Origin of the sequence: Pseudomonas sp. MM213 (genome assembly GCF_020423045.1) — a bacterium.
GTDB lineage: Bacteria > Pseudomonadota > Gammaproteobacteria > Pseudomonadales > Pseudomonadaceae > Aquipseudomonas > Aquipseudomonas migulae.
In genome coordinates this window covers 1,038,103-1,061,547 of the sequence record NZ_CP081943.1, presented here as the reverse complement: position 1 = coordinate 1,061,547, position 23,445 = coordinate 1,038,103, and the positions used below count along the sequence as shown (strand labels likewise).

The 23,445-nt window shown below is 61.0% G+C and carries 17 protein-coding genes and 2 pseudogenes; 13 read left to right on the top strand and 6 right to left on the bottom strand.

Annotation, left to right across the window (positions count from 1 at the left end; all coding sequences use genetic code 11):
• The first annotated feature begins 5 nt into the window (after positions 1-5).
• From K5R88_RS04865 to K5R88_RS04820, 10 genes and pseudogenes are all read left to right on the top strand, one after another.
• Entirely contained in the window at positions 6-953 is a 948-nt protein-coding gene (locus tag K5R88_RS04865) for a SphA family protein (RefSeq protein ID WP_226299325.1), read from the top strand.
• Between the two features lie 79 nt (positions 954-1,032).
• Positions 1,033-2,012, top strand: a pseudogene (locus K5R88_RS04860) (AAA family ATPase).
• The gene (locus K5R88_RS04855) at positions 2,009-2,944 is read left to right on the top strand and encodes a DUF58 domain-containing protein (RefSeq protein ID WP_226299324.1); all 936 of its coding nucleotides are present in this window, start codon (positions 2,009-2,011) and stop codon (positions 2,942-2,944) included. Before K5R88_RS04860 ends, K5R88_RS04855 begins: the two are co-directional and overlap by 4 nt.
• Entirely contained in the window at positions 2,941-3,606 is a 666-nt protein-coding gene (locus K5R88_RS04850) for a DUF4381 domain-containing protein (RefSeq protein ID WP_226299323.1), read from the top strand. Before K5R88_RS04855 ends, K5R88_RS04850 begins: the two co-directional genes overlap by 4 nt.
• Positions 3,593-4,585 carry a vWA domain-containing protein gene (locus tag K5R88_RS04845; protein WP_226299322.1) on the top strand — a complete coding sequence of 331 codons (993 nt, stop codon included), beginning with the start codon at positions 3,593-3,595 and terminating at the stop codon, positions 4,583-4,585. The genes K5R88_RS04850 and K5R88_RS04845 overlap by 14 nt, the downstream gene beginning before the upstream one ends.
• A gap of 1 nt (position 4,586) precedes the next feature.
• Positions 4,587-6,167 (top strand): VWA domain-containing protein, encoded by a 1,581-nt coding sequence (locus K5R88_RS04840; protein ID WP_226299321.1) that lies wholly within the window; start codon positions 4,587-4,589, stop codon positions 6,165-6,167.
• Positions 6,164-7,594, top strand: a complete 1,431-nt coding sequence (locus K5R88_RS04835) for a hypothetical protein (RefSeq protein ID WP_226299320.1) — start codon at positions 6,164-6,166, stop codon at positions 7,592-7,594. The genes K5R88_RS04840 and K5R88_RS04835 overlap by 4 nt, the downstream gene beginning before the upstream one ends.
• Positions 7,591-8,616 (top strand): HAD family hydrolase, encoded by a 1,026-nt coding sequence (locus K5R88_RS04830; protein WP_223416652.1) that lies wholly within the window; start codon positions 7,591-7,593, stop codon positions 8,614-8,616. Before K5R88_RS04835 ends, K5R88_RS04830 begins: the two co-directional genes overlap by 4 nt.
• 70 nt (positions 8,617-8,686) lie before the next feature.
• The gene (locus tag K5R88_RS04825; RefSeq protein WP_008036341.1) at positions 8,687-10,261 is read left to right on the top strand and encodes an arylsulfatase; all 1,575 of its coding nucleotides are present in this window, start codon (positions 8,687-8,689) and stop codon (positions 10,259-10,261) included.
• Positions 10,262-10,458: 197 nt separating this feature from the next.
• Positions 10,459-12,972, top strand: a complete 2,514-nt coding sequence (locus K5R88_RS04820) for a fused MFS/spermidine synthase (RefSeq protein WP_226299319.1) — start codon at positions 10,459-10,461, stop codon at positions 12,970-12,972.
• A 122-nt stretch (positions 12,973-13,094) separates the two neighbouring features.
• Here the strand turns inward: K5R88_RS04820 and K5R88_RS04815 are convergent.
• A pseudogene (locus K5R88_RS04815) lies at positions 13,095-13,765 on the bottom strand (DUF3313 domain-containing protein).
• Positions 13,766-13,978: 213 nt separating this feature from the next.
• Here K5R88_RS04815 and K5R88_RS04810 point away from each other — a divergent pair.
• The gene (locus K5R88_RS04810; protein WP_226299318.1) at positions 13,979-16,333 is read left to right on the top strand and encodes a tetratricopeptide repeat protein; all 2,355 of its coding nucleotides are present in this window, start codon (positions 13,979-13,981) and stop codon (positions 16,331-16,333) included.
• 131 nt (positions 16,334-16,464) lie between these two features.
• Here K5R88_RS04810 and K5R88_RS04805 read toward each other — a convergent pair whose 3' ends face one another.
• The 4 genes from K5R88_RS04805 to K5R88_RS04790 form a co-directional block, all read right to left on the bottom strand.
• Positions 16,465-17,433 (bottom strand): hypothetical protein, encoded by a 969-nt coding sequence (locus K5R88_RS04805; protein ID WP_226299317.1) that lies wholly within the window; start codon positions 17,431-17,433, stop codon positions 16,465-16,467.
• A gap of 89 nt (positions 17,434-17,522) precedes the next feature.
• Positions 17,523-18,002: a DUF934 domain-containing protein gene (locus K5R88_RS04800; RefSeq protein WP_207284254.1), complete on the bottom strand. Its 480-nt coding sequence runs from the start codon at positions 18,000-18,002 to the stop codon at positions 17,523-17,525.
• A complete protein-coding gene (locus tag K5R88_RS04795) occupies positions 17,999-19,672 on the bottom strand; it encodes a nitrite/sulfite reductase (protein WP_226299316.1) in 1,674 nt (557 codons plus the stop codon). The genes K5R88_RS04800 and K5R88_RS04795 overlap by 4 nt, the downstream gene beginning before the upstream one ends.
• Before the next feature lie 162 nt (positions 19,673-19,834).
• Positions 19,835-20,821, bottom strand: a complete 987-nt coding sequence (locus K5R88_RS04790; RefSeq protein WP_226299315.1) for a glycosyl hydrolase family 18 protein — start codon at positions 20,819-20,821, stop codon at positions 19,835-19,837.
• Between the two features lie 304 nt (positions 20,822-21,125).
• On the opposite strand from K5R88_RS04790, the gene ccoN reads away from it, so the two are divergent.
• Together ccoN and K5R88_RS04780 are read left to right on the top strand one after the other, a co-directional pair.
• Positions 21,126-22,553 carry a cytochrome-c oxidase, cbb3-type subunit I gene (gene ccoN, locus K5R88_RS04785; RefSeq protein WP_226299314.1) on the top strand — a complete coding sequence of 476 codons (1,428 nt, stop codon included), beginning with the start codon at positions 21,126-21,128 and terminating at the stop codon, positions 22,551-22,553.
• A gap of 14 nt (positions 22,554-22,567) precedes the next feature.
• The gene (locus tag K5R88_RS04780; RefSeq protein WP_223450210.1) at positions 22,568-22,789 is read left to right on the top strand and encodes a cbb3-type cytochrome c oxidase subunit 3; all 222 of its coding nucleotides are present in this window, start codon (positions 22,568-22,570) and stop codon (positions 22,787-22,789) included.
• A 136-nt stretch (positions 22,790-22,925) separates the two neighbouring features.
• Here the strand turns inward: K5R88_RS04780 and K5R88_RS04775 are convergent, their stop codons facing one another.
• The gene (locus K5R88_RS04775) at positions 22,926-23,420 is read right to left on the bottom strand and encodes a hypothetical protein (RefSeq protein WP_223450209.1); all 495 of its coding nucleotides are present in this window, start codon (positions 23,418-23,420) and stop codon (positions 22,926-22,928) included.
• Between the last annotated feature and the right edge of the window lie 25 nt (positions 23,421-23,445).

Sequence of the window (23,445 nt, the reverse complement as noted above, 5' to 3'; positions counted from 1 at the left end):
CAGCCATGGTCAGGTCTTTTGTGGTACGTCCTTTGTTGGCCCTCTGCGTGGTCGGCAGCAGCCCGCTGGTACTGGCGGCAGAAGGCGGTGGCGGCCGGCCGATGACCGGTTTGCAGGTATTTTCCAATGCCGGGATCGTGCCACCGGAACCCGGCTGGGTGATGTCGTTGAGCAGTTTCTGGTACGACGGCGAGCTCAAGGGCAACGTGCAAGTGCCTATCGTTGGCGCCTTGAGTGCCGGCCTGGACCTGAAAGTGTCTTACACCATGGCCAACTTCACCCATGTCTGGGACACCGGCAAGGGTCGCTGGAACTACGCGTCGGCGATTGGCGTGCCGGTGCAGTACACCGACATTACCGCGAGCGTCACCGGGCCTCGTGGCCGGACGCTGGGAACGGAAGATACCGGCACCCAGTTCGCCGACCTGCTGGTGACGCCCATTGCCGCCGGCTACCACTTCGACGAGGTCAACCACCTCTCGTTGTCCTTGCCGATCTACCTGCCGACCGGCGCTTACAACGATGATCGCCTGGCCAACGCTGGGCAGAACAATTACACCTTCATGCCCACCGTGGCCTTCACTCACCTCGACGGCAAGGGCGGCGAGTTCACCTTGTCCGGGGGGCTTGAGTTCTACACCGAAAACGACGCCACGGACTACAAGAACGGCAACCTCTTCACCCTCGATGCGCTATGGACCCACGGCTTCGGCAACGGCTGGAACGCCGGCATGGCCGCGGGCTACATCCAGCAGCTCACCGACGACTCCGGGTCAGGCGCCAACAGCGGCTTTCGCGGACGCTCGGTGGGCGCCGGTCCGACGGTGGGCTGGGCCGGCAAATTCGCCGACGCCCAGGCCAGCGTCAACGCTCGCTGGATCCCGGAGTTCGACACCAAGAACCGGCCTGAAGGCAACGGATTCAGCGTCAACCTGACTTTGGCGTTCTTCTAGAAGTGAACAGGGATCGCCAGTTTTATCGATCAACCTGCCAACGCCTTTGGCGACTTGAATCTTGAATAAAGGCCCCTCAATGACCGCACTCAACGACCTTAACGCTCTGCAAGCCAGCATCGCCGAAGCGGTGCTGGGCCAGGATCAAGTGATCCGGCAGATTCTGCTGGGCCTCCTCGCTAACGGCCATTTGCTCCTGGAAAGCTTGCCCGGGCTGGCCAAGACCCGCACGGTGAAAGCGCTGGCCAAACACCTGGACGCGAAGATGAGCCGCATCCAGTTCACCCTGATCTTCTGCCGTCGGACATCACCGGGGCCGAAGTGCTGCACCAGATCGATGGCAAGAACGAGATCCGATTCCAGCCCGGTCCACTGTTCGGCAACCTGATTCTGGCCGACGAAATCAACCGCGCACCGGCCAAGGTCCAGGCGGCCCTGCTGGAAGCGATGGAAGAACGGCAAATCACCGTGGCTGGCAACAGCCATGGGCTGCCGGAGTTGTTCATCGTGGTCGCCACCCAAAACCCCATCGAACAGGAAGGCACTTACCCGCTGCCGGAAGCGCAGATGGACCGTTTTCTGATGAAGGTGCTGCTCAATTACCCGAGTGCGGAAAACGAGAGCCAAGTGCTGCGACTACTGCGTGAAGAGGAGTTTGCGACAGGCGCCAAGACCGCGCCGGTGCAGGGTTTCGCGCTGTCGCAGGACGTGATTTTCGCTGCACGCCGGGAAGTCAGCGCCATCCATGTGTCCCCGGCCATCGATCGTTACCTGATCGACCTGATCAACGCCACCCGCCATCCGACGGATTACGACGCGGACCTGGGCCGCTGGATCGCCATCGGCGCCAGCCCGCGCGGCGGCATCGGCCTGGACCGTTGCGCCCGCGCCGATGCCTGGTTGCAGGGGCAGGATTTTGTCTCGCCGGACAACGTGCGCGCCGTGGTGCATCCGGTGCTGCGGCATCGTTTGCAGCTGAGTTATGACGCGGTCGCTGATGGCGTCACGGCCGATCAGGTGCTGGATCGCCTGCTCGATAACGTTGCGATTCCGGCATGAACGTCGACGGTCTGGTCTATGTCTCTCTCGCGCAATTGATGGCGCTGGAATTCAAGGCCCATGACCTGAGTTTCCTCGCACGCCAGCCGCAAGGCAGCATCCTCGCCGGCAACCACGCTTCGCGGCTGCGGGGGCGCGGGCTGAATTTCGATGAGTTGCGCCGCTATCAACCGGGGGACGACTTGCGCCACCTCGATTGGCGCGCCTCGCTGCGCACCGGCAAACCGGTGGTGCGCACGTTCACCGAAGAGCGCGATCGCCCGGCGTTGATCCTCGTGGACCAGCGCATGTCGATGTTTTTCGGCTCGCAACGCAGTTTCAAATCCGCGGTTGCCGCCGAACTCGGCGCACTGGCGGCGTGGATGGTGTTCAACGCGGGCGACCGGGTTGGAGGGTTGGTATTCAACGACTCACGGATCGACGCGATTGCCCCGTTGCGCAGCCGCAAACGGATCGAAGCGCTGTGCAGTCGCATCGTCCAGCAGAATCAGGCATTGAGCGCGGCCAACCCGGACGCCGAGGGCGAGGATCAACTCGATAAAGTCCTGCAACAGTGTCTGGCAGTGGCCGGTCACGATCACCTGATCTGCATCGTCAGCGACTTTGCCGGTGCGGGCGAACGCACCTTGCAACTGATGCGGCAACTGGCGGCGCACAACGATGTGATTGCCATGCAGGTGTACGACCCGCTGGCGTTGAACCTGCCGAAAAACGGCCGCTTGCTGATTACTCAAGGTCAGTTGCAAGTCGAGCTGGCGGTCGAACAACGCAGTGTTCATCAGCCGTTGGGGGATTTTCTCAGCGGTCGGCTCAAGGACGTCGCCACGCTGCTGCGGCGCAGTCAGGTGCCGTTGATGATGTTCAGTACGGCGACTGAGGCGCAGGCACAACTGCGCGCGGAACTGGGCAAACTCGGCGGGGGGCGGCGATGAATCCCAACGTACCGAGCATTGAGCAACTCAAGGAAATGGCCCTGCCGGCGCCCGTCAGTTATGCGCCGCAGACGTGGGGCTGGTGGGTGTTGCTGGCGGTGTTGATGGGCGCCGTGTTGCTGGTGGGTGCACGGCGGTATTGGCAGTGGCGGCGGGATCGGTATCGGCGCGAGGCATTGGTGCGGCTGGCTGAACTGCAAGGCAGCGATGATCAAATCAGCGCCCTGCGCGAACTCCCCGAACTGCTCAAACGTGTAGCCCTGTCGATGCCCTCAAATTGGAACACAACCCCTGTAGGAGCCGGCTTGCTGGCGATAGCGGCGTGTCAGGCGCCTTCAATAGTGACTGACCGGACGCGATCGCCAGCAAGCCGGCTCCTACAGGGTTCAGCGCAGAGTCAGTTGGTTTCAAGAGTGAATGGACGGACGCCTTCGCGAGCAGGCTCGCTCCCACAGGGGGAAGTGGGTGCGCTTGGGAGTGAGGATTGGCAGGCATTTCTGGCGCAGCACAGTGCACAGCCGTTGCCGGCGGATTTCAGCCGGCAATTGGCGTTGCTGGCCTATGCGCCGGATGCAACATTGCTGGCGTTGCCCGATGATCAGCGTCAGCAGCTGTTCGACACCTGCAAACACTGGGTGGAGTCGCACCATGTGGCAGCTTGATTACCCCTGGCTGTTACTGCTCCTGCCGCTGCCCTGGTTGGGTTACCGCTACCTGCCCGACTACCGCGAAGCCCGCAGCGCCGTGCGGGTGCCGTTTTTTGGCGCCATGAGCCGCGCGGTCGGTCAGGCGCCGAGCGCCGCCGGTACACGCAACAATCGCTGGCAATTGCTCCTGAACCTGCTGGTCTGGGCGCTGTTGCTGCTCGCGGCCGCACGGCCGGTGTTCGTGGAAAAACCCATCGAACGCCAGCAACCGGTACGCGATCTGATGCTGGCCATCGACATCTCCCAGTCAATGGAAACCACTGATTTCACCGATGCCAACGGGCAGAAGATCAATCGTCTGGCGGCGGTCAAGGACGTGGTCCACGGTTTTATCGACAAGCGTAAAGAGGATCGCCTGGGCCTGATCGTGTTCGGCAGCGGCGCGTATCCGCAGGCGCCACTGACACTGGATCACGCCAGCCTGTCGCTGTTGCTGGACGACACCGGCATCGGCATGGCCGGACCCAACACCGCCATCGGTGATGCGATTGGCCTGAGCCTGAAGTTGCTGGATCAGGCCCACGAACAGGAAAAAGTCCTGATCCTGCTCACCGACGGCAACGACACCAGCTGCGCCATCACCCCGGATCACGCGGCGTCGATGGCCGCCGCCAAAGGTGTGGTGATTCATACCATCGGCATTGGCGACCCGAGCGCCGAAGGCGAAGCCAAGGTCAACCTGCAAGGCTTGCAGCAGATCGCCGACGCCACGGGCGGCAAGTTCTTCCGCGCCGAAGACCGCACCGCGCTGGATCAGGTCTACAGCACCCTCGACACGCTGACCCCGCACCAGGTGAAAACCCTCAGCCACCAACCGAAAAGGGATCTGTTCTGGTGGCCGCTCGGCGCCGCTATCGGTTTGCTCGCGCTCTACCACCTCGGCGCCCTGCTGCGTCCGCACCTGACCCTCGCGCGTCAGCGGCAGGAGGCTTGAGATGGAGATCAACCTCAGCGACTTGCACTTCCTCCGTCCGCTGTGGCTCTTGCTCGTGCCGTTGGGTGCCTTGCTGCCGTGGCTCTGGAGGCGCAGCCGGGATGTGCAGCGGCGTTTGCGCAGCAACATTGCCGAGCACTTGCTGCCGCACTTGCTGATGACCCCGCAGGACCAACAGCGCTTGCGGCCGGTGCATCTGGTATGCGCGCTGTTGATGTTGGGCGCCCTCGCCGCTGCCGGACCGACCTGGGAGCAGGACCGGCCGGACTTTCTGGAAAATCGTGCGCCGCTGATCATTGCCACCGACCTCTCGCCCTCGATGGACGCCAGCGACGTGCCGCCCAGTCGCCTGGAAGCGGTCAAACACAAACTGCATGACCTGATCCAGCGCCGCGCCGGTGCCCGCAACGCGCTGATCGCCTACGCCGGCAGCGCGCATCTGGTGCTGCCGCCAACCGACGATCCGGCGTTGCTCGATACGTTTATCCAGGCATTGAGCAGTGACCTGATCGGCAAACCGGGGAAGGATGTCGGCGCGGTGATCGACGAGGCCAAACGCCTGTTGGCGGCGGAGAAAACGCCGGGCACGTTGTTGCTGATCACCGACGGCGCCGACACCTCGCAACTCGCCGGCCTGGGCAAGCAACTGAACGACAGCACGCTGCAAGTGTTGATCCTCGCGGTCGGTAGCGAGGATGGCGGGATCATTCGTGACGCCAATGGCCAGCCGCGCACCGACAGTAACGGCCGCCCGGCCCTTGGCAGGTTCGACCAGGCCGCGCTCAAGCAGTTGGCATCAGCCATGGCGGCGCCGCTGGGCAGCCTGACGCTCAATGACAACGATCTGGACTGGATCGAACTGCACGCCCGTCAACATTTCCAGGCGACCAGTGACGAGCAGCGTGAGTTGCATTGGAAAGACGCCGGATACTGGCTGTGCTGGCCGCTGCTGCTGATCGCATTTTTCAGCGTGCGCAAAGGCTGGAGCCTGAACTGGACGGCCGGTTTGCTGCTGGCACTGGGTATCGGTTTTCAGCCCACCAATGCCCAGGCCAACGCTTTGACCGATGCATTTTTTACCCCCGACCAGCAAGGTCGCTGGGCCTTCGAACATGAGCATTTCCCGAAGGCTGCCGCCCTGTTTGTCGATCCGTACTGGAAAGGCATCGCAGCCTATAACGCGGCGGATTTTGACCTCGCGCTGGCGAGTTTTGCGCGACTGGAAACACCCCAGGCGTATTTCTACCTGGGCAATATTTACGTGCGCCGTTTCAAGTTTGATCAGGCCATCGCGGCCTACACCCAGGCGTTGAAGCTGCAACCACAGTTCCCGGAGGCCACGGCCAATCTGGCGTTGGCCATCGCCCTGGAAAAAGACACCGAAAGCGCCAAACAGAACGCGCCTGAGGTCAAACCCGACGAAATCAAGATGGACAAGGCGCCGGGCAAGGGACAAAGCAAAGCCGTGGAGACCGAGCAGGCGACGTCGGACGCGTTGTGGTTGCAGAACCTGACGACATCACCAGCGAAATTCCTCAAGCAGAAGTTCAGCTTGCAGGATCAGGCGGGGGGCAAGCCATGAATCGAGTGATGGCCATCGCCGGCAAGCCGGCTCCTACAGAGGATTTGTGGCGATCACAAAAATTTGATTTCAATCCAATCAACTGTGGGAGCGAGCCTGCTCGCGATGGCGTCCGCTCACTCACCACAACACTTGCCGCCTTGCTCTGCTGCCTGATCACCACATCCGCCTTCGCCGCCGAACCCGAACTGCGCATCCAGACGCGCCTGCAACCCGCTGACCCGGTCATGGTCGGCGGCCTTCTGGAACTGCAACTCGACGTCCTCACCGACAGTTGGTTCACCGACGCCCCCGCCCTGCCCGACCTGAAACTGCCCGGCGCGCTGGTGCTGCCGCCCGACGGCCACGCCGAGCACATCAACCAGACGCTGGACGGCAAGGCGTTCAACGGCATGCGCTACAGCTACCGGATCAGCCCGAATCAGGCCCGGGGGTTCGATATTCCGGCGCTGACCGTGCAGGCCACGCCGGGTCAGGCCAGCGCCCCGTTGAGTGCGCAAAGCAAGCCGCTGCATTTCACCGCCAAGCAACCAGCTGGATTCAAATCCGGCGAACCGGTACTGGTCGCGCAAGGGCTGCGTTTCACGCAAAAAGTCATCGACTCGGCAACGCCTTTGAAGGTCGGCGACAGCCTGACCCGGCAACTGACCTTACAGGCCGACAACGCCATGGCCATGTCGCTGCCCGCGCCGTCACTGGGCGACCTCAGCGGCTTGAGTCGCTACCCGAAGAGCCCGCAAATCAGCAGCCTGGACGACGGCCGGGGCAACTTCACCGGCGGCCAACGCATCGACACCGTGACTTACCGTATCGACAGCGAAGGCCATCACAGCCTGCCCGCGATCGAGCTGAAATGGTGGGACGCCAGCAGCCAGCAAACCCGCATCGCGCAAGTGCCGGCAGTGAGCTTCGAGGCCATCGCCAACAGCGCTTACACGCCTGTGTTCTCGATTGCCGAAGACCTGAAACAAATGGGCGAACACAGTCGTGTGCGTTTTTCCAGGCACTGGCTGGTTGTCTTGCTGCTGCCGGCAGTGCTGCTCCTGGGCTGGTTCGCAAGGCCTTTCATGCATCGCGCTTACCTGTCCGTGCGCGACCGACGCCGAGCCCGATACGCCGCGTGGCTGCAATCCGCCGACTACGCCTGGCGGCAGATTCCACGGCAAATCAACGCCACACCGGCGCAACTCAGCGCCCTGTACCTGTGGCTCAAACGCAGCCGCGGAGGCCTGAAATTGAGCGTCCTCGGACCGCGCCTGCAGGACCTGTTACGCGCCTGTTACAGCCGTCAATCGACCGAAGATCAGGCGCTGCGTCAACTCGGGCAATCCTTGTCTACGCTGCATAGTCAGGCGCGAGGCAGCAACGTCCGGACCGTTCCCGCACTGCGGCCGCTCAACCCCGTCCACGAGAAGGAATTCCCATGACGAACGCGACATCAAGCCACCATCGTTTCGGGTTGACGCTGCTCTTCGCGCTGATCCTGCCGCTGCTGGCGCATGCCAACGAGCCATTGCCGTCGTGGAATGACGGCCCGGCGAAAAAGCACATCATCGAGTTCGTCCAGACGGTCACCGACCAATCCAGCAGGGACTTCGTCAAGCCCGCTGACCGCATCGCCGTGTTCGACAACGACGGCACCTTGTGGAGCGAGCAGCCGATGTACTTCGAGCTGCTGTTTGCCCTGGAAGAGGTCAAGCGCACCGCGCCGCAGCACCCGGAATGGAAAACCACCCAGCCCTTCAAGGCCGTCCTGGAAAACGATCACCAGGCACTCGCCGCCGCCGGCATGGACGGCATCATGAAGATCTTCGGTGCGACCCACACCGGCATGACCACCGAAGCCTTCGACGACTATGCCAAGACCTGGCTGAGCCAGGCCCGGCATCCGAAGACCGGCAAGCCGTACACCGAGATGATCTTCCAGCCGATGCTGGAAATGCTCGACTACCTGCGCGGCCAGGATTTCAAGACCTACATCGTCTCCGGTGGCGACACCGGGTTCATGCGCGCCTTCGCCGAGAAGGTCTACGGTATCCCGCCCGAGCAAGTGATCGGCACCACCTTCGTCACGGCGTTCCAGTTCAAGGACGGCAAAGCCTCGATCGTGCGCACGCCCAAACTGGCCCACAACGACGACGGCCCGGGCAAACCGGAAAGCATCGACGCGGTGATCGGCAAGCGGCCAATCCTGGCGTTCGGCAATTCCGACGGCGACCTGCAAATGTTGCAGTGGACTGCCGCCGGCCCCGGCAAACGATTCATGGGGTTGGTGCACCACACCGACGCCAAACGCGAATGGGCCTATGACCGCAAGTCCGATATCGGGCGCCTGGACAAAGCCCTGGACGAAGCAAAAACCCGTGGCTGGACTATCGTCGACATGGCGTCCGAATGGCGCCGGATCTATCCGTTCGAGGCGGCCGCCACTCCCGAGCAAGTGCAATAAAAAGCGTGACGCAGGACTGCAATAAACGTTTGTCGCACCACGCGACACTAGCGCAAAAGGAGCAAGTCAGATGACTCGCATACGCAAGTGGCTACCGAAACTCGCCCTGGTGGCGGCCTCGGTGATGGCGATTTCGGCGACTGCCGGGGCCGCCGAAAAACCCAATATCCTGGTGATCTTCGGCGATGACATCGGCCAGACCAACATCAGTGCCTACTCCATGGGCGTGGTCGGGTACAAGACTCCGAACATCGACCGGATTGCCAAGGAAGGCATGCTGTTCACCGACTATTACGCGGAGAACAGCTGCACGGCCGGACGCTCATCGTTCATCACCGGCCAGACGCCGTTGCGTACCGGCCTGTCGAAGGTCGGCGTTCCAGGTGCGCCGGTCGGCATTCAGAAACGCGACATCACCATCGCTCAGGCACTCAAATCGCAAGGCTACGCGACAGGCCAGTTCGGCAAAAATCACTTGGGCGACCGGGATGAATACCTGCCAACGAACCACGGCTTTGACGAATTTTTTGGTAACCTGTACCACCTCAATGCCGAAGAAGAGCCGCAACGACCGTATTGGCCCAAAGATGACCCCGAGTGGGTCAAGGCCAACTCTCCACGCGGCGTGATCCACAGCTTTGCCGATGGCAAGATCGAGGACACCGGCGCCTTGACGACCAAGCGCATGGAAACCATCGACGACGAAACCACCGCCGCTGCGCAAGCGTTCATCGAGAAACAGGCCAAGGCCGATAAGCCGTTCTTCGTCTGGATGAACACCACGCGCATGCACGCCTTCACTCATGTGCGTGAATCGATGGCGGGCCAGAGCGGCATGCCAGGCAACGAGTACGCCGACGGCATGCTCGAGCACGACGGCGATGTCGGCAAACTGCTCAAGACCCTCGATGATCTGAAAATCACCGACAACACCATCGTGGTCTACACCACCGACAACGGCCCGAATCAATGGTCCTGGCCGGACGCGGCGACCACGCCGTTCCGTAACGAGAAGAACTCCAACTGGGAAGGTGCCTACCGCGTTCCGGCCATGGTGCGTTGGCCGGGCAAGATCAAACCGGGCGAGGTTTCCAACGAACTGTTCTCGGGCCTCGACTGGTTCCCGACCTTGCTGGCGGCTGCTGGCGACGACGGGGTCAAGGACAAGCTGCTCAAGGGCTGGGCGCCGGCTTCAGGCGGCACCAGTTTCAAGGTGCATCTGGACGGGTACAACCAACTACCGTACCTGACCGGCCAATCGCCTAAGAGTGAGCGCACGCAGTTCTTCTACTTCAACGATGATGGCGTGCTCGTGTCCATGCGCTCCGGAAACTGGAAAGCGGTGTTCTGCGAACAACGCAAACCGGGTGGTTTCGAAGTCTGGGCCGAACCGTTCGTCTGCCTGCGCGTACCGAAAATCTTCAACCTGCGCATGGATCCGTATGAACGTGCCGACGTGGTTTCCGACCAGTATTACGACTGGACGGCCAAGAACGCGTACCTCGTATCGCTAGCGTCCACCCAGGCCGCGAGATTCCTGGAAACCTTCGTCGAGTATCCGCCTAGCCAGAAGCCGGCGAGCTTCAGCATCGATCAGATCCGCGCGGATGTGGATCGGCGGATTGAAGAAAAAGCCAAGAAATAACGTTTGACCGCCGCTCGCCCTGACCGGGCAAGCGGCCCTATTCCATGGTGCAAACACAAACCCTGTAGGAGCCGGCTTGCTGGCGATGGCGTTTTTTCAGGCGACACTTTTATCGACTGGACGGCCGCTATCGCCGGCAAGCCGGCTCCTACAATGGTTTTGTGTTTAATTCGAAATTTGTACAAGGCAATAGCCCTATGTCCTCACGTGTCGCCAGCAAGTCGTCGGCCATTCCTGTTCCTCATGCCGCCTCCCCCGCGCTGCTGATCCCGGCCCTGTTGCTGTTCGTCTCCGGTGCCGCGGCGCTGGTGTATCAGGTGCTGTGGATCAAGCAACTGTCGCTGGTGGTCGGCGTCGAGGTCTATGCAATCACCACCGGTATCAGCGCTTTTTTTGCCGGGCTGGCCTTGGGTGGATGGCTGTTCGGACGCTGGGCGGATCGCTTGCAGCAGCCCGTTCTGCTGTATGCAGGGCTGGAAGTGGTGGTGGCCGTGTTGGGTGTCGGCGCGACCTTCGCCATGAGCCTCGCGGCCAGCCCGTTTGCCTGGCTGGAACAACACATCGGTCTGGCCGCATGGGTATTGCCGTTTGCGTTGGTGGGTATTCCGGCGCTGTTGATGGGCGGCACCTTGCCGGTGCTGGTGCGCTCGCTGGCCACTGACCCGCAGCATCTGGGCAAGGCTGGCGGCCAGCTTTACGCGGCGAACACCGCCGGGGCCATCGCCGGCACCCTGCTTGCCGCATTCGTGCTGATTGCCACCCTCGGCGTGCGCGGCAGTGCCCTGGCCGCCGCGATGCTGAACCTGCTGGCCGCCGCCGGCGCCTTGTGGTTTCAGCGTCACCGTTCACTACCGGCCGTTGCGCCGGCGAAACACACGTCGAGCAAAGCGCCCGACCGACTGGCCTTGTGGCTGTACTCGATTGCCGGCGGTGTGGCCCTCGGTTATGAGGTGGTCTGGTCGCAATCGATCGTGCAGTTCATGAGCACCCGCACCTACGCCTTTGCCGTGGTGCTGGCGACGTACCTCACCGGGCTGTTTCTCGGCAGTGTGCTGCTGGCCCGTCGGGTGGAGCGCATTCGTGATCCCTGGGGAGTATTCGGGCTGCTGATCGCCGGCGCCGGGCTGGTCGCGTTGCTGGAAATCGCCCTGCTCGGTCGCTGGCTGGTGGTCGCGCAAAGCCTCGCCGAAGCCTGGGTGTTGTCGCTGGGTGCGAGTGAATTGCCGGGCATGAGCGCGCGGTTTGCAGTGGCGGCGTTGAGCATCGTGTTTGTGCCGACGCTGTTGTTGGGCGCGGCGTTCCCCCTCGCCCTGCGCCTTAGCGTTGGCCGCGAGCGGGTCGGCCAGGATGTCGGCGCTGTCGTGGCGTTCAATACGCTGGGCGGGATTGTCGGGGTGATGCTCTGCGGATTTGTGCTGATCCCGTGGCTGGGCCTGGTACGCACATTGGGGCTGTTGGCCATCGTCGCCGCCGGGATCGGGTACTTCGCGGTGCGCAAGGGTCACGGGGTCAAGAAAGGTCGGCGCCAAGCGGTGGTGGCTATCGGCTTGTTGTCGGTGGCGGTGGCGGTATTTACCCCGGTGAACAAACTCGCCAGCCTGCTCCCCGGTGCTCGCAACGCCACGCTGGCCTTCTATGAGGAAGGACGCGGCGGGACCGTGGCGGTGGTCACCCAGGGCAAGGGGCAGAAAGCCTTCCAGCGCTTGTACATTCAAGGCGTGTCCAACACCGGCGACGCCATGCCGTCCTTGCGTTACATGCGCATTCAGGCGCTGCTGCCGCTGCTGATCCACAACGGCGAACCGCGCTCGGCGCTGGTGATCGGTTTTGGCACCGGCATCACCGCCGGCGCATTGACCCGTTATCCGGGGCTGGAACACCGGGTGGTGGCCGAGTTGCTGCCTTCGGTGGTCAAGGCTGCGCCGCTGTTCAAAGGCAACTTCAATGCCGCCGCCGATCCCGGCGTTGACGTACGCCTGCGCGACGGTCGCCAGGAGCTGCTGCGCAACCCGCAGCGCTATGACTTGATCACCCTTGAGCCGCCACCGCCCTCCGCTGCCGGTGTGGTCAATCTTTACTCCCGGGACTTCTACCAACTGGCCGCCAGTCGTCTGGAGAAACAGGGGTTGGTCGCGCAGTGGCTGCCGCTGCCCACGCAGAACATCGACGATTCGCGCGCCCTGGTGCGCAGCTTTCTCGATGTGTTCCCGTACGCCAACGTGTGGACCAGCGAGTTCCACGAAATGCTGCTGGTGGGTTCGATGGAACCGATTGCGCTGGATGCGGCGAAAATCAGCGAGCGCTTCCAGCAGGACAGTGTGCGCAGCACGTTGCAGGACGTGGGCATCGGTTCCGCCAACGCCTTGCTCGCCACGTGGGTCACCGATCGCACGGGGCTGGAGCGTTTCGCCGCCGATGCCCCGCCGGTGACCGACGACCAGCCGCGTATCGAATATGCGCCGTGGGTGCGGGCCAAAGAGATCAGTCGGGTGCTCCCCGCCCTGCTGGACTTGCACGTCGCGCCACCGTTAGTGAATGCCGATGCGGGATTCATCGAGCGGATGAATGCGCACCAGCAGCGCTTGATGCAGTTCTATCGGGCGAGCCTGCATGCCTATGACGGCGACCGTGATGCGTGGGCCAGGGATATTCGCGAGGTGATGCGCGGGGATGGGGGGAATCCGTATTACCGGTGGTTTGTCGGGGAGTGATGCGGTGCCCATAAGTACGCTTTCGCGGGCAAGCCTCGCTCCTACAGGTCCGAGTCGTACACATTTTTTGCATCCGACCGCAACTCTGTAGGAGCGAGGCTTGCCCGCGAAGCTTTTTGCGCTTACTTGGATTTGAGCTTCAGATACGACTGATGCATATCCGCAGCCCAGCCATCGATCACGCTTTTCACGTCATCGGCCTTCATCACCTGCGATTCGTTTTCCAGCGGTTTGCCGGTGCCCTTGCGCACGACCTGGGCCACGACTTTATTGCTGCCGCCGTCCAGGAACACCGCTTCGGTGGCCAGGTCGGTCTGCTGATCACGAATACCGCTGGCGGTACTCACCGCCGCTGCCACCAGCGCAATCGGGATCACTTCATAAGGTTTCAGCCCTTCGGTCTTGCTGCTGACGGCAGTGATCGCGGCGCGCACCACAATCACACCCGGGCCAGGGCCTGAGGCCAGAGGCAGGGATTTGCCGATTTCGCGTTTGAGCGCCTGATCGTAATAACTGGTGATTCCGTTCAGGGTGGTCTGAGGGATTTTGCCGTCGGCTGAGGTTTTGGATACAGCTGGGTCGGCTCGATATACACGCTTTGGAATTTCTTGATGTCAACTTTCGGATCGATCCAGCGCATCACTACGGCACCCGAAGGTGACTTGGCTTCCTGGAGTTGGCTGTAATTTTTGAGGAAGCCTGAATACTCGTCTGGCTCGACCTTTTTGCTGGCGCAGCCAACTACGCCGATCGAGGCAATACACAATGTACTCATCATCAATGCAAGCTTCATGCGGTAACTCCTGTAGGGCGGTCGACTACGGTTTGGAAATGGTTTAACAGGTATAGCTAATGCAGCGCGTTTTGTTGTGCAGAATCACAACATTCATCTATCGCCGCGCAGAGGATCACACCTGTCATTTGACAGACGCCCGGCATCCGTCAAAGCTGCATCGAGCTAGAACGCGCGCCTGACGGCAAACGCACCCGGACTATGGAAGTCGCAATGCCGAAACATAAAAATAAAGCAGCCGCCCCAAACCCTGATTCGTCACCGACTTCGTTTTCTCGTTATCTGTTTCCCGTTCTCATCAGCGTGTTGCTCCTGGCGATCGCGGGCATTGGCTGGTTTCTGTTCAGCAGCCAACCGGCCCCGGTGACCTATGCGCCGCCGCTCAGTACACCGGTCATTGCTCCTGAAAAACCCGTGGTCGCCGCGCCGGCGAAGATGGTCGATGAGCAACAGTGCCAGGCTTGCCACAGCGAACAAGTGAAGGACTGGCAAGGCTCGCATCACCAATTGGCGATGCAGGAAGCCAGCGCCGGGACGATGCTCGGCGACTTCAACAACGTTACCTTCAAGGCCGAAAACGAGACGACCCGGTTTTCGCGCAAGAACGACGAATTCTGGGTCAACACACCGGGCATTGATGGCAACAACGCTGACTTCAAGGTCGCCTACACCTTTGGCATCGCGCCGTTGCAGCAGTATTTGATTGAAGTCGGTGACGGTCGGTTGCAGGCGTTGGGCATCGCCTGGGATACCGAGAAACACCGCTGGTTTCACCTCTATCCGGGCCAGGGTGTGAATTTCAAGAACCCGTTGCACTGGAGCAAGCCGAGCCAGAACGCCAATTTCATGTGCGTCGAGTGCCATACCACCGGCTACAAACGCAACTTCGACGCGGCTAAAAACACCTTTGACAGTCAGTGGAACAGCCTTGGCGTGGGTTGTCAGGCGTGCCACGGCCCGGCGTCCAGCCACCTGGAATGGACCGCGAAAAAGACTGATCTGATCCACGCCGGTTTCGCCGTCGACCTCAAAGACAAGGACGCGACCGTCGAGATCGAAACCTGCGCCCGCTGCCACTCACGGCGCGCGCCGCTGGGCGATGGCTTCACCGTTGGCAAGCGGCTGATGGATGACTATCTGCCCAGCCCCCTGACCCGCGAGTTGTATGCGCTGGATGGCAAGATCAAGGACGAAGTGTTCGAACACGGCTCCTTCGCCCAGAGCAAAATGTTCGACAAGGGCGTGCGCTGCAGCAACTGCCACAACCCCCACAGCAACGAACTCAAGGCACCGGGCAACGGCGTCTGCCTGCAATGCCACAACAGCGCCGGCAAAACCTCGGTGGCCGGTGTCGAGGGCAAGGGCTTGCAGGCGAAAAACTACGATTCTGTCGAGCACACCCGCCACGTCATGGGGCAACCGGGTTCGCAGTGCGTGGATTGCCACATGCCCGGCAAGTTCTACATGGGCAATGACTTTCGGCATGACCACAGCTTCAGCATTCCCAACCCTGAGCGGGCGAAAAAACTCGGCACGCCGGACGCCTGCCTGACCTGCCATCAGGGCAAGGCCGGTGACAAAATCACTGAACAATTCAAGCTCTGGAACACCGCAGCCACCGCCCCCCAGGCGCCGCGTTACGACGAAAGCCTGTGGCTGATTCGCAACGGTCAGCCCGGCGCGGCGCAAGCCTTGTACGAACAGCTGCAACGCAGCAACCTGCCGGCGATCCAGCGCGCAACGCTGCTGGCCGAGTTGCCGCTGTACCCCAGCGAACAGGCGTTGAAACTGGCGACTCAGGACTTGCGCAACCCGGCACCGCAAGTGCGTGAAAGCGCCGTTCGGGCGATCAGCGCGTTCCTCCCGCCACCGGAGCGCGCACCACTGCTGACACCGTTACTGGGTGACCCGGTCAAAGCGGTACGCATCGCTGCCGCCCGTGACCTGCTCAGCGTCGCCCGCGATGGTTTGGGCAGCGCTCAGGCGAACTGGAACGCCGCCATCGCCGAGTATGAGGCTGTGCAAAAGAGCCTGGCCGAACGCGCGGAAGCCAACCTCAACCTCGCCATGCTGTATCAGGCCAGCGGTCGCAGCGCTGAAGTTGAAGCGCTGCTGCGCACGGCGCTCCAGCGCGATCCGGACTTTTACCCGGCGCTGGTGACGCTGGTGCAGTGGCTGGAAGCCAGTGGGCGCGGTCAGGAGGCACAGGCCCTGCTGGAACAGGGCATCAAGGAGCATCCGGACGCCGCTTTGCTGTTGCATACCCAAGGGTTGTCGCTGATACGAGCGGGCAAAACGGCCCAGGCCATGCCGGTGCTGCGCAAAGCCGCCGGCCTGGAACCCCAGAGCGCGCAATTCGGCTATGTGCTGGCGGTGGCGCTGCATGACAGCGGCAAGGTCGATGAGGCCTGCGAGGAACTGGAACGGTTGTTGAAGGTGCAACCGGCGAACCGCAATGCGCGGTTGTCGTTGATCCAGTACTACCTGGAAAACGGACAGGAGCCCAAGGCCCAGGTGCTGTTGCAAGGCTGGAAGAAGATGAACATGGGGGATCCGGCGTTGAAGTGATCCGAGGGTTGATTCGAGGGCCCCTTCGCGGGCAAGCCTCGCTCCTACAAGGATTACGCAATACCTGTAGGAGCGAGCGGTGCGGCGATCCGACTTGCCCGCGAAAGCGTCACCATGGTCTTAACCTTGCGTCACCACGAAGAACCACTCTTCAACGCCAACTCCCGCCGACTGTTCGCCCGCATCGCCTTGATCAACGACACCGTGCCCACCAACAGAATCGCGGCGCCGAACAGGAAGTCGATGTTGTACAACTGGAAGTCCTCCAGCGGTCCCACCAACAGCACGCGGATCGCGCCGATACTCACCAGTGTCGCGAGAAAATCGATGCCCGGTTCGTCACGATAAAACACGTGCATCAGCGGCAGGCAGATCACCAGCAACAACAGCAGCACGATCACCTTGAACGAGCCTTTGCGCTCGACACTGAAGGCGCACTCATTGGCCGCGTAGGGCTTGTAATCGTCCTCGCGAACCAATGAATTTTTCTCGTTGATGTATTCGACCCGGTTGTACTTTTGAATCGGCGTGAAGGTGTTGGACATCTCCATGAGGGTGGTGATGCGTTTGAACTTCAGGTCGATCCGTTCATTGCCCTTGAGGATGTACAGCACCGGTTTGTAGCCGTAGCGCCAGGTGTCGAACGGAAACGCCGCCGCCCGCCCCTGCACGCCGATGGGCCGGGATTCAAGCTCGGCGTAGGCACTTTTGTCGAGCGAAGAGAGGTTGCGACTCAGCGGTTTGATCCTGACCTGCTCAAGGAAGATCGGCGTGACGCCGTAGGACCATTGAAGAGGTTCCAGGCGCAGGCGCAACTCGTTGCGGCCCAGGTCATACCGTTCGAAAGTGCGCTCGGAGACGATGACCGCACCCGAGAGCATGAAATCGCCCCGTACGTTGTTGGTGATGCGCAGGGTCAGGTGATCCTTGCCCAGCGCCGCCGCATCGCCGGCCGGTGGCGTACCGCACCAGGCGGAACTGTCGGCTGACGCCCCGAGTTGCCCGTCACGGTTCTCCTGGAACAGATACACATAACTGCCCCACAGGGCCGCCATCAGCAACACTGCGACCAGCCCTAAAACTTTCTTGCCCGCGCTCAAACCAGACTCCTTTCTTTGACCCGCTTCCTTATGAGGCGCGGACTCTATCAAAACGGGGTCCCCGGCCAAAGCAAAAAGTCGTGTGGTTGTCAGCGCCGCCGAAACAACGGTCGTGGCTCGATCACCGAGCGGCCATACAACACGCTCATGCCGGCGAGGCCCTTGAGCGCGTCTTCGGCGGACTTGTCCTCGCGCACCGCGAAGCTGTCGAAACCGCATTGGCGCATGTGGCTGAGTTGATCGCGCAGGACATCGCCAACCGCGCGCAATTCGCCGGTCCAGCCCAATCGGGTACGCAGCAAATACGCCTGGCTGTAACCACGACCGTCGCGAAAACTTGGGAAATCCAGCGCAATCAGCGGCAGTTGGTCGAACCACGGCTTGAGGCTTTCCACCTCATCGTCCGGCCCCAGCCACACGCCCTGCTGCCCGGGTTCCTCCAGCCAGCAGGCCAGCGGCACTATCACCGGACCTGAAGGTAATCCGGTGGCTGGATCCCTGACCAGGGTCCACGGATCGGCGCTATCGATCCGCGCCACACCGGCCTCCAGTCGTAGCAGATTGTTCATGCCGACACCTCCAGCAACTTCGGATAGACCGCCTCTTTGAACGGCTCCAGACCAAGGCGCTGCAACGTGTCGACGAACAGTTCCTCACTCTCGCGGTAACGCACGAACGTGGCGATGATCCGCTCGATCACGTCGGGCACTTCAGCCGCGCTGAAGGACGGGCCGATGACTTTGCCCAACGCGCTGTTCTTGCCCTGAGCGCCGCCGAGGGTGATCTGGTACCACTCGCTACCGTTCTTGTCGACGCCAAGAATGCCGATATTGCCGATGTGGTGGTGGCCGCAGGCGTTCATGCAACCGGAAATGTTGAGGCTGATGTCGCCCAGATCATGCAGATAATCCAGGTCGTCAAAACGCGCCTGAACGCCTTGCGCAATGGGGATCGACTTGGCGTTGGCCAATGCACAGAAATCGCCGCCGGGGCAGGCGATGATGTCGGTCAACAAACCGACATTGGCACTGCCCAACCCGTGCTCGCAAGCCACACGCCAGAGCGTGAACAGGTCCGACTTCGGCACGTCCGGCAGGACGATGTTCTGTTCATGGGCAATGCGGATTTCGCCGAAACCGAATTGCTCGGACCACGCGGCCACGGCATCCATTTGTTCGCCGGTGACATCGCCCGGCGGCGAAGCACTGCCCGGTTTGGTCGACAGCACCACACTGGCGTAGCCCGGCACCTTGTGCGGCTGGACGTTGCGCGAGACCCAGCGGGCGAATGCACTGTTTTCGGCCAGACGGGTGCCGAACTCCAGGTCGGTACTGGACAGCGAACGGTAATCCGGCGGCACGAAGGCACTGGCGACACGCGCATATTCATCGCCGGTCAACTGCGCCGGACCGTCCTTGAGATGCTGCCACTCCTCCTCCACTTCCCTGGCAAAGGCGTCGATCCCGAGTGCCTTGACCAGAATCTTGATCCGCGCCTTGTACTTGTTGTCCCGCCGACCGTGGCGGTTGTAGACCCGCAGCACCGCTTCGACATACGACAGCAAATGCTGCCACGGCAAGCCTTCGCGAATCTGCAGGCCAAGAATCGGCGTGCGTCCCAAACCACCGCCAACGATCACCCGCAGGAGCATTTGTCCGTCGGCGCCGGGGTAAAGATAAAGGCCGATGTCGTGCATCATGATCGCCGCGCGGTCCTGTACGGCCGAGCAGATGGCGATCTTGAATTTGCGTGGCAGGAACAGGAACTCCGGGTTGATCGTCGACCATTGGCGCAGGATTTCCGCCAGCGGTCGTGGGTCGATCAACTCGTCCGCCGCGACCCCGGCGAAGGCTTCGGTGGTGATATTGCGCACGCAGTTGCCGGACGTCTGGATCGCGTGCATTTCTACCTGGGCCAGGCGTTCGAGGATTTCCGGTACCTGGGCCAGTTCGATCCAGTTGAACTGCATGTTCTGCCGGGTGGTGAAGTGGCCGTAGCCACGGTCGTAATCCCGGGCGATGCTCGCCAGCGTACGCATCTGTTGCGCACTGAGCGTGCCGTAGGGAATGGCCACGCGCAGCATGTACGCGTGTTTTTGCATGTACAGGCCATTCTGCAAGCGCAACGGCAGGAATTCCTCTTCGCTCAACTCGCCTGCCGTAAAGCGTTCGACCTGATCACGAAACTGCGCAACCCGCTCGAAGACCAGCGCCCGGTCATAGTCGTCGTACTGATACATGTGGCTACCTCATCAGGATGGGACGGGCTCTGTGGCTCGTTTTCGATGAGGCGACTATGAGGGGCACCGGAAAAACATTACAGATTCAGGCAGCGACAAAAAAACCATATCAGCTTGAATGAACGATTGTGCCGCTGCTCTTTATCGACGGTGTTTCAGCCATTATTGGATCATCGATGAATAGTATCTTTTGAAGCGCCAGTCATACGGGTCTCCGTTCTTGTTAGTCCCGCAATCCCAGTTGATCGACCAGGTCATCAGGCCTTTGACTGGATTGCCATCGGCCTTCAGTTTGTCAAGTGCCCATTTCGCGAAATTTGGATCGACAACAAAGCCGTTCGCTGCCGCATCAATACTGCTGGGCAAGCCAATAAGGAATTTATCGGCCGGGATTTTAACGAAGCCATTTTTCCCGGTTACCAGCGCGGTGGTCAGGTAGTACAGGAATTCTTTCTTGCGCACACCGTCGTTCTGCGTGAGCCATGAAGGGTTGAGCTCCGGAACAGAAAGCCCATCACCGGCCTGGTTGTAATACTGCGGGGAAATCCAATCAAAATAGTTCGCCAAGGCGTTCAGATACGGCACGTACTTGCCCCCGGTTCTCAGATACGGGAACTCCGGCGCCATGGTGATAAGAAAGTGCTTGCCTTGACTCTTGTAGTAATCGCGGACCCGTATCAGCGCCGCCGGAATTACCGTGTTGTTGTCGGCAAAGTCGATCGCGGTCTGCTCCAGATCGATATCGAGCCCATCGAAACCATAAACTTCAACCAATCGGATGATTTCATTCGCGAGCGCCTGCTCTTCGCCTTTTTTCAAGGCGATGTGGGCATCGGCACCACCCAATGAAATCAACACCGCGCGACCTTGCTTGTTGAGTACGCCGACCTGGCGCCGAAACTCCTCATCAGACAGGTTGTAGGGCTTGAATGTCGGGATGCCAGCGCCCTTCATGAACGCTACCGCTACCACGTTGTATTCGACAGGGATGTCCTCCAGTGGCACCTCTCCCGTCAATCCGCCTTGATACCCGGCACTCGGCCCCCAGTTATGCCAAAACCCCATGAAGACTTTTTTCTTGCTGAAATCAGGCATCTCGGACGCGTCATCGGCTGGCGCCTTGGGGCCTGTATAAGTGAAAGTTGTCATTGGTTCACCCTTGAGTTCAGAACATCCTGTATGAAAGTGCCCCTCCTGATCGCCATGACCGGCAGGGCTGACTTGCCTTGAACGCAACCACTGGAACTCACCACTACCCAATGCGTCAGCGAGTTTATTAAAGCGCTGGATTCAATCCGCCGATACTGTCAACTCTGACAGGTACGGCGCCTTTATCTGATCCGTATTAATTGCGCTTTCCTGAATCTGTTTTGTTTTCGATGAGGTTTCTACAGTTCACGGCATGCCAGTCCGGGTGGCCTGGCAAGACTTTGCAACCGTGGAAGCATTGACCATGAGCACAGCAACAATCGGACAGGCCTATAACTACAAGGTCGTCCGCCAATTCGTCGTGGCGACCATTTTCTGGGGCGTCGTGGGGATGGCAATGGGGGTGTGGATCGCCTCGCAACTGGTGTGGCCCGAGATGAACCTCGACCTGCCGTGGACCTCGTTCGGGCGTTTGCGTCCGCTGCACACCAGCCTGGTGATTTTCGGCTTTGCCGGCAGCGCGCAGTTCGCCGCCAGTTATTACGCAGTGCAGCGTACCTGCCAGGTGCGGCTGTACTCGGACACCCTCGCCGCCTTCACCTTCTGGGGTTGGCAATCGGTCATCGTGGTGATGCTGATCACCCTGCCGCTGGGCTACACCACTACCAAGGAATACGCCGAGATCGAGTTCTCCGGCGCGGTGTGGATGACCGCGGTCTGGGTGGCGTACGCCATCGTGTTTTTCACCACAGTGGTGCAACGCAAAACCCATCATATTTACGTCGGCAACTGGTTTTTCGGCGCGTTCATCGTGGTGATCGCCATGTTGCACGTGGTCAATCACCTGTCGATTCCGGTGGACTGGTTCAAGTCCTACCCGGTGTATTCCGGCGCCACCGACGCCATGGTGCAGTGGTGGTACGGGCACAACGCGGTGGGGTTTTTCCTGACGACCGGGTTCCTCGGGATGATGTATTACTTCGTGCCGAAACAGGTCGGGCGGCCGGTGTACTCCTATCGCTTGTCCATCGTGCACTTCTGGGCGTTGATCACCCTGTACATCTGGGCCGGCCCGCACCATTTGCACTACACCGCGTTGCCGGACTGGGCGCAGTCATTGGGCATGGCCATGTCGCTGATCCTGTTGGCGCCGAGCTGGGGCGGCATGATCAACGGCATGATGACGCTCTCGGGTGCCTGGCATAAATTGCGCACCGATCCGATTTTGCGTTTTCTGGTGCTGTCGCTGGCCTTCTACGGCATGTCGACTTTCGAGGGGCCGATGATGGCGATCAAAACCGTGAACGCCCTCTCCCACTACACCGACTGGACCATCGGCCACGTGCACGCCGGCGCCCTCGGTTGGGTGGCGATGATCACCTTCGGCGCGGTCTACCACATGATTCCGAAAGTCTTCGGCCGCGAGCAGATGTACAGCACGCCGTTGATCAACCTGCACTTCTGGCTGGCGACCATCGGCACCGTGCTGTACATCGCCTCGATGTGGGTCAACGGCATCACCCAGGGCCTGATGTGGCGCGCGATCAACGACGACGGCACGCTGACCTATTCCTTCGTCGAAGCCTTGCAGGCCAGTCATCCGGGATTTGTGGTGCGGTTTGCCGGCGGCGTGTTCTTCCTCAGCGGCATGCTGCTGATGGCGTACAACGCCTGGCGCACGGTACGGGTTTCCGACGTGGCGATGGCTGAACGTGATGCACGGATTGCCTGAGGCGAGGAGCTGAGATGTTCGAGATCGTGTTGAATATCGTGGGTGTTGCGGGGCTTTGGCTGGCGGTCGAGTACTGCCTGAAGCAGCAGACGGCAGAAAGTCTGGAGGAAGCGAGCCTGATCCCGTTTGCCGATGACCCGGAGGTGGCTCGACGGGTGGAGTTGGCGACGGGGAAAGTGGTGAAGGCGGTTGCGCCGGAAGTGGCAAAACCGGGCTGGGTGAATCTCGAAATCTGATGCACCGCAGATCCATTGTAGGAGCGAGACCGGCTTGCCGGCGATAGCGGTGGTTCAGCCAACATTTATGTTGATTGCCGAACCGTCATCGCGAGCAGGCTCGCTCCCACAGGGGAAAGGTGAAAGTCCGGAGAGATCAGCTCCGATCGCGGGGGATCAAGCTCTGCAACTGCTGCGCCAGAAAATTCGCGTCGAAGGCAAAGGTGTCCGGGTCCTTCAAGCCATTGGTCTTGCGCCATTGCCAATTGTTGGACGGCGGCAGGCACACCAGCGAAATGCTGCCATACCGCGCGGCGGTCAGGCCCATCACCGCCAGGGAAATCTGCCCACCGGTACCCATCACATCCGGCACGAACTCCACGGGTTTGCCGGCGATCACGATGCCCAGTTTCTCGGTCTTGAACGTTGACGTCTCGACCGGAACGCTCGGCCCCGAGGCGACATACGCCTCGCGGCTGACTTCCAGCAGGTTCGGCGCCCGGACCGGTTCCAGCCATTGCTGGATCTGATCAAACAGCTCGCCAATGCGCGTCGCCCACACGGCCGATTGCGACTCGAACAATTGTTTTTTGTGCGCTTCGCTGTCTGCGTAGTGGCGAAGCATCTCGCCCAGTTGTTGTACGTCGTCCATTGCGGTGTTCCTTTGTTGAAACAGT

Bases quoted from the DNA above. Each gene is read 5' to 3' on its own strand.
- K5R88_RS04775 (WP_223450209.1), bottom strand. From the start codon at position 23,420: ATGGACGACGTACAACAACTGGGCGAGATGCTTCGCCACTACGCAGAC.
- K5R88_RS04865 (WP_226299325.1), top strand. From the start codon at position 6: ATGGTCAGGTCTTTTGTGGTACGTCCTTTGTTGGCCCTCTGCGTGGTC.
- K5R88_RS04835 (WP_226299320.1), top strand. From the start codon at position 6,164: ATGAATCGAGTGATGGCCATCGCCGGCAAGCCGGCTCCTACAGAGGAT.
- K5R88_RS04845 (WP_226299322.1), top strand. From the start codon at position 3,593: ATGTGGCAGCTTGATTACCCCTGGCTGTTACTGCTCCTGCCGCTGCCC.
- K5R88_RS04820 (WP_226299319.1), top strand. From the start codon at position 10,459: ATGTCCTCACGTGTCGCCAGCAAGTCGTCGGCCATTCCTGTTCCTCAT.
- K5R88_RS04790 (WP_226299315.1), bottom strand. From the start codon at position 20,821: ATGACAACTTTCACTTATACAGGCCCCAAGGCGCCAGCCGATGACGCG.
- K5R88_RS04825 (WP_008036341.1), top strand. From the start codon at position 8,687: ATGACTCGCATACGCAAGTGGCTACCGAAACTCGCCCTGGTGGCGGCC.
- K5R88_RS04850 (WP_226299323.1), top strand. From the start codon at position 2,941: ATGAATCCCAACGTACCGAGCATTGAGCAACTCAAGGAAATGGCCCTG.
- K5R88_RS04855 (WP_226299324.1), top strand. From the start codon at position 2,009: ATGAACGTCGACGGTCTGGTCTATGTCTCTCTCGCGCAATTGATGGCG.
- K5R88_RS04795 (WP_226299316.1), bottom strand. From the start codon at position 19,672: ATGTATCAGTACGACGACTATGACCGGGCGCTGGTCTTCGAGCGGGTT.
- ccoN (WP_226299314.1), top strand. From the start codon at position 21,126: ATGAGCACAGCAACAATCGGACAGGCCTATAACTACAAGGTCGTCCGC.
- K5R88_RS04830 (WP_223416652.1), top strand. From the start codon at position 7,591: ATGACGAACGCGACATCAAGCCACCATCGTTTCGGGTTGACGCTGCTC.
- K5R88_RS04810 (WP_226299318.1), top strand. From the start codon at position 13,979: ATGCCGAAACATAAAAATAAAGCAGCCGCCCCAAACCCTGATTCGTCA.
- K5R88_RS04840 (WP_226299321.1), top strand. From the start codon at position 4,587: ATGGAGATCAACCTCAGCGACTTGCACTTCCTCCGTCCGCTGTGGCTC.
- K5R88_RS04780 (WP_223450210.1), top strand. From the start codon at position 22,568: ATGTTCGAGATCGTGTTGAATATCGTGGGTGTTGCGGGGCTTTGGCTG.
- K5R88_RS04800 (WP_207284254.1), bottom strand. From the start codon at position 18,002: ATGAACAATCTGCTACGACTGGAGGCCGGTGTGGCGCGGATCGATAGC.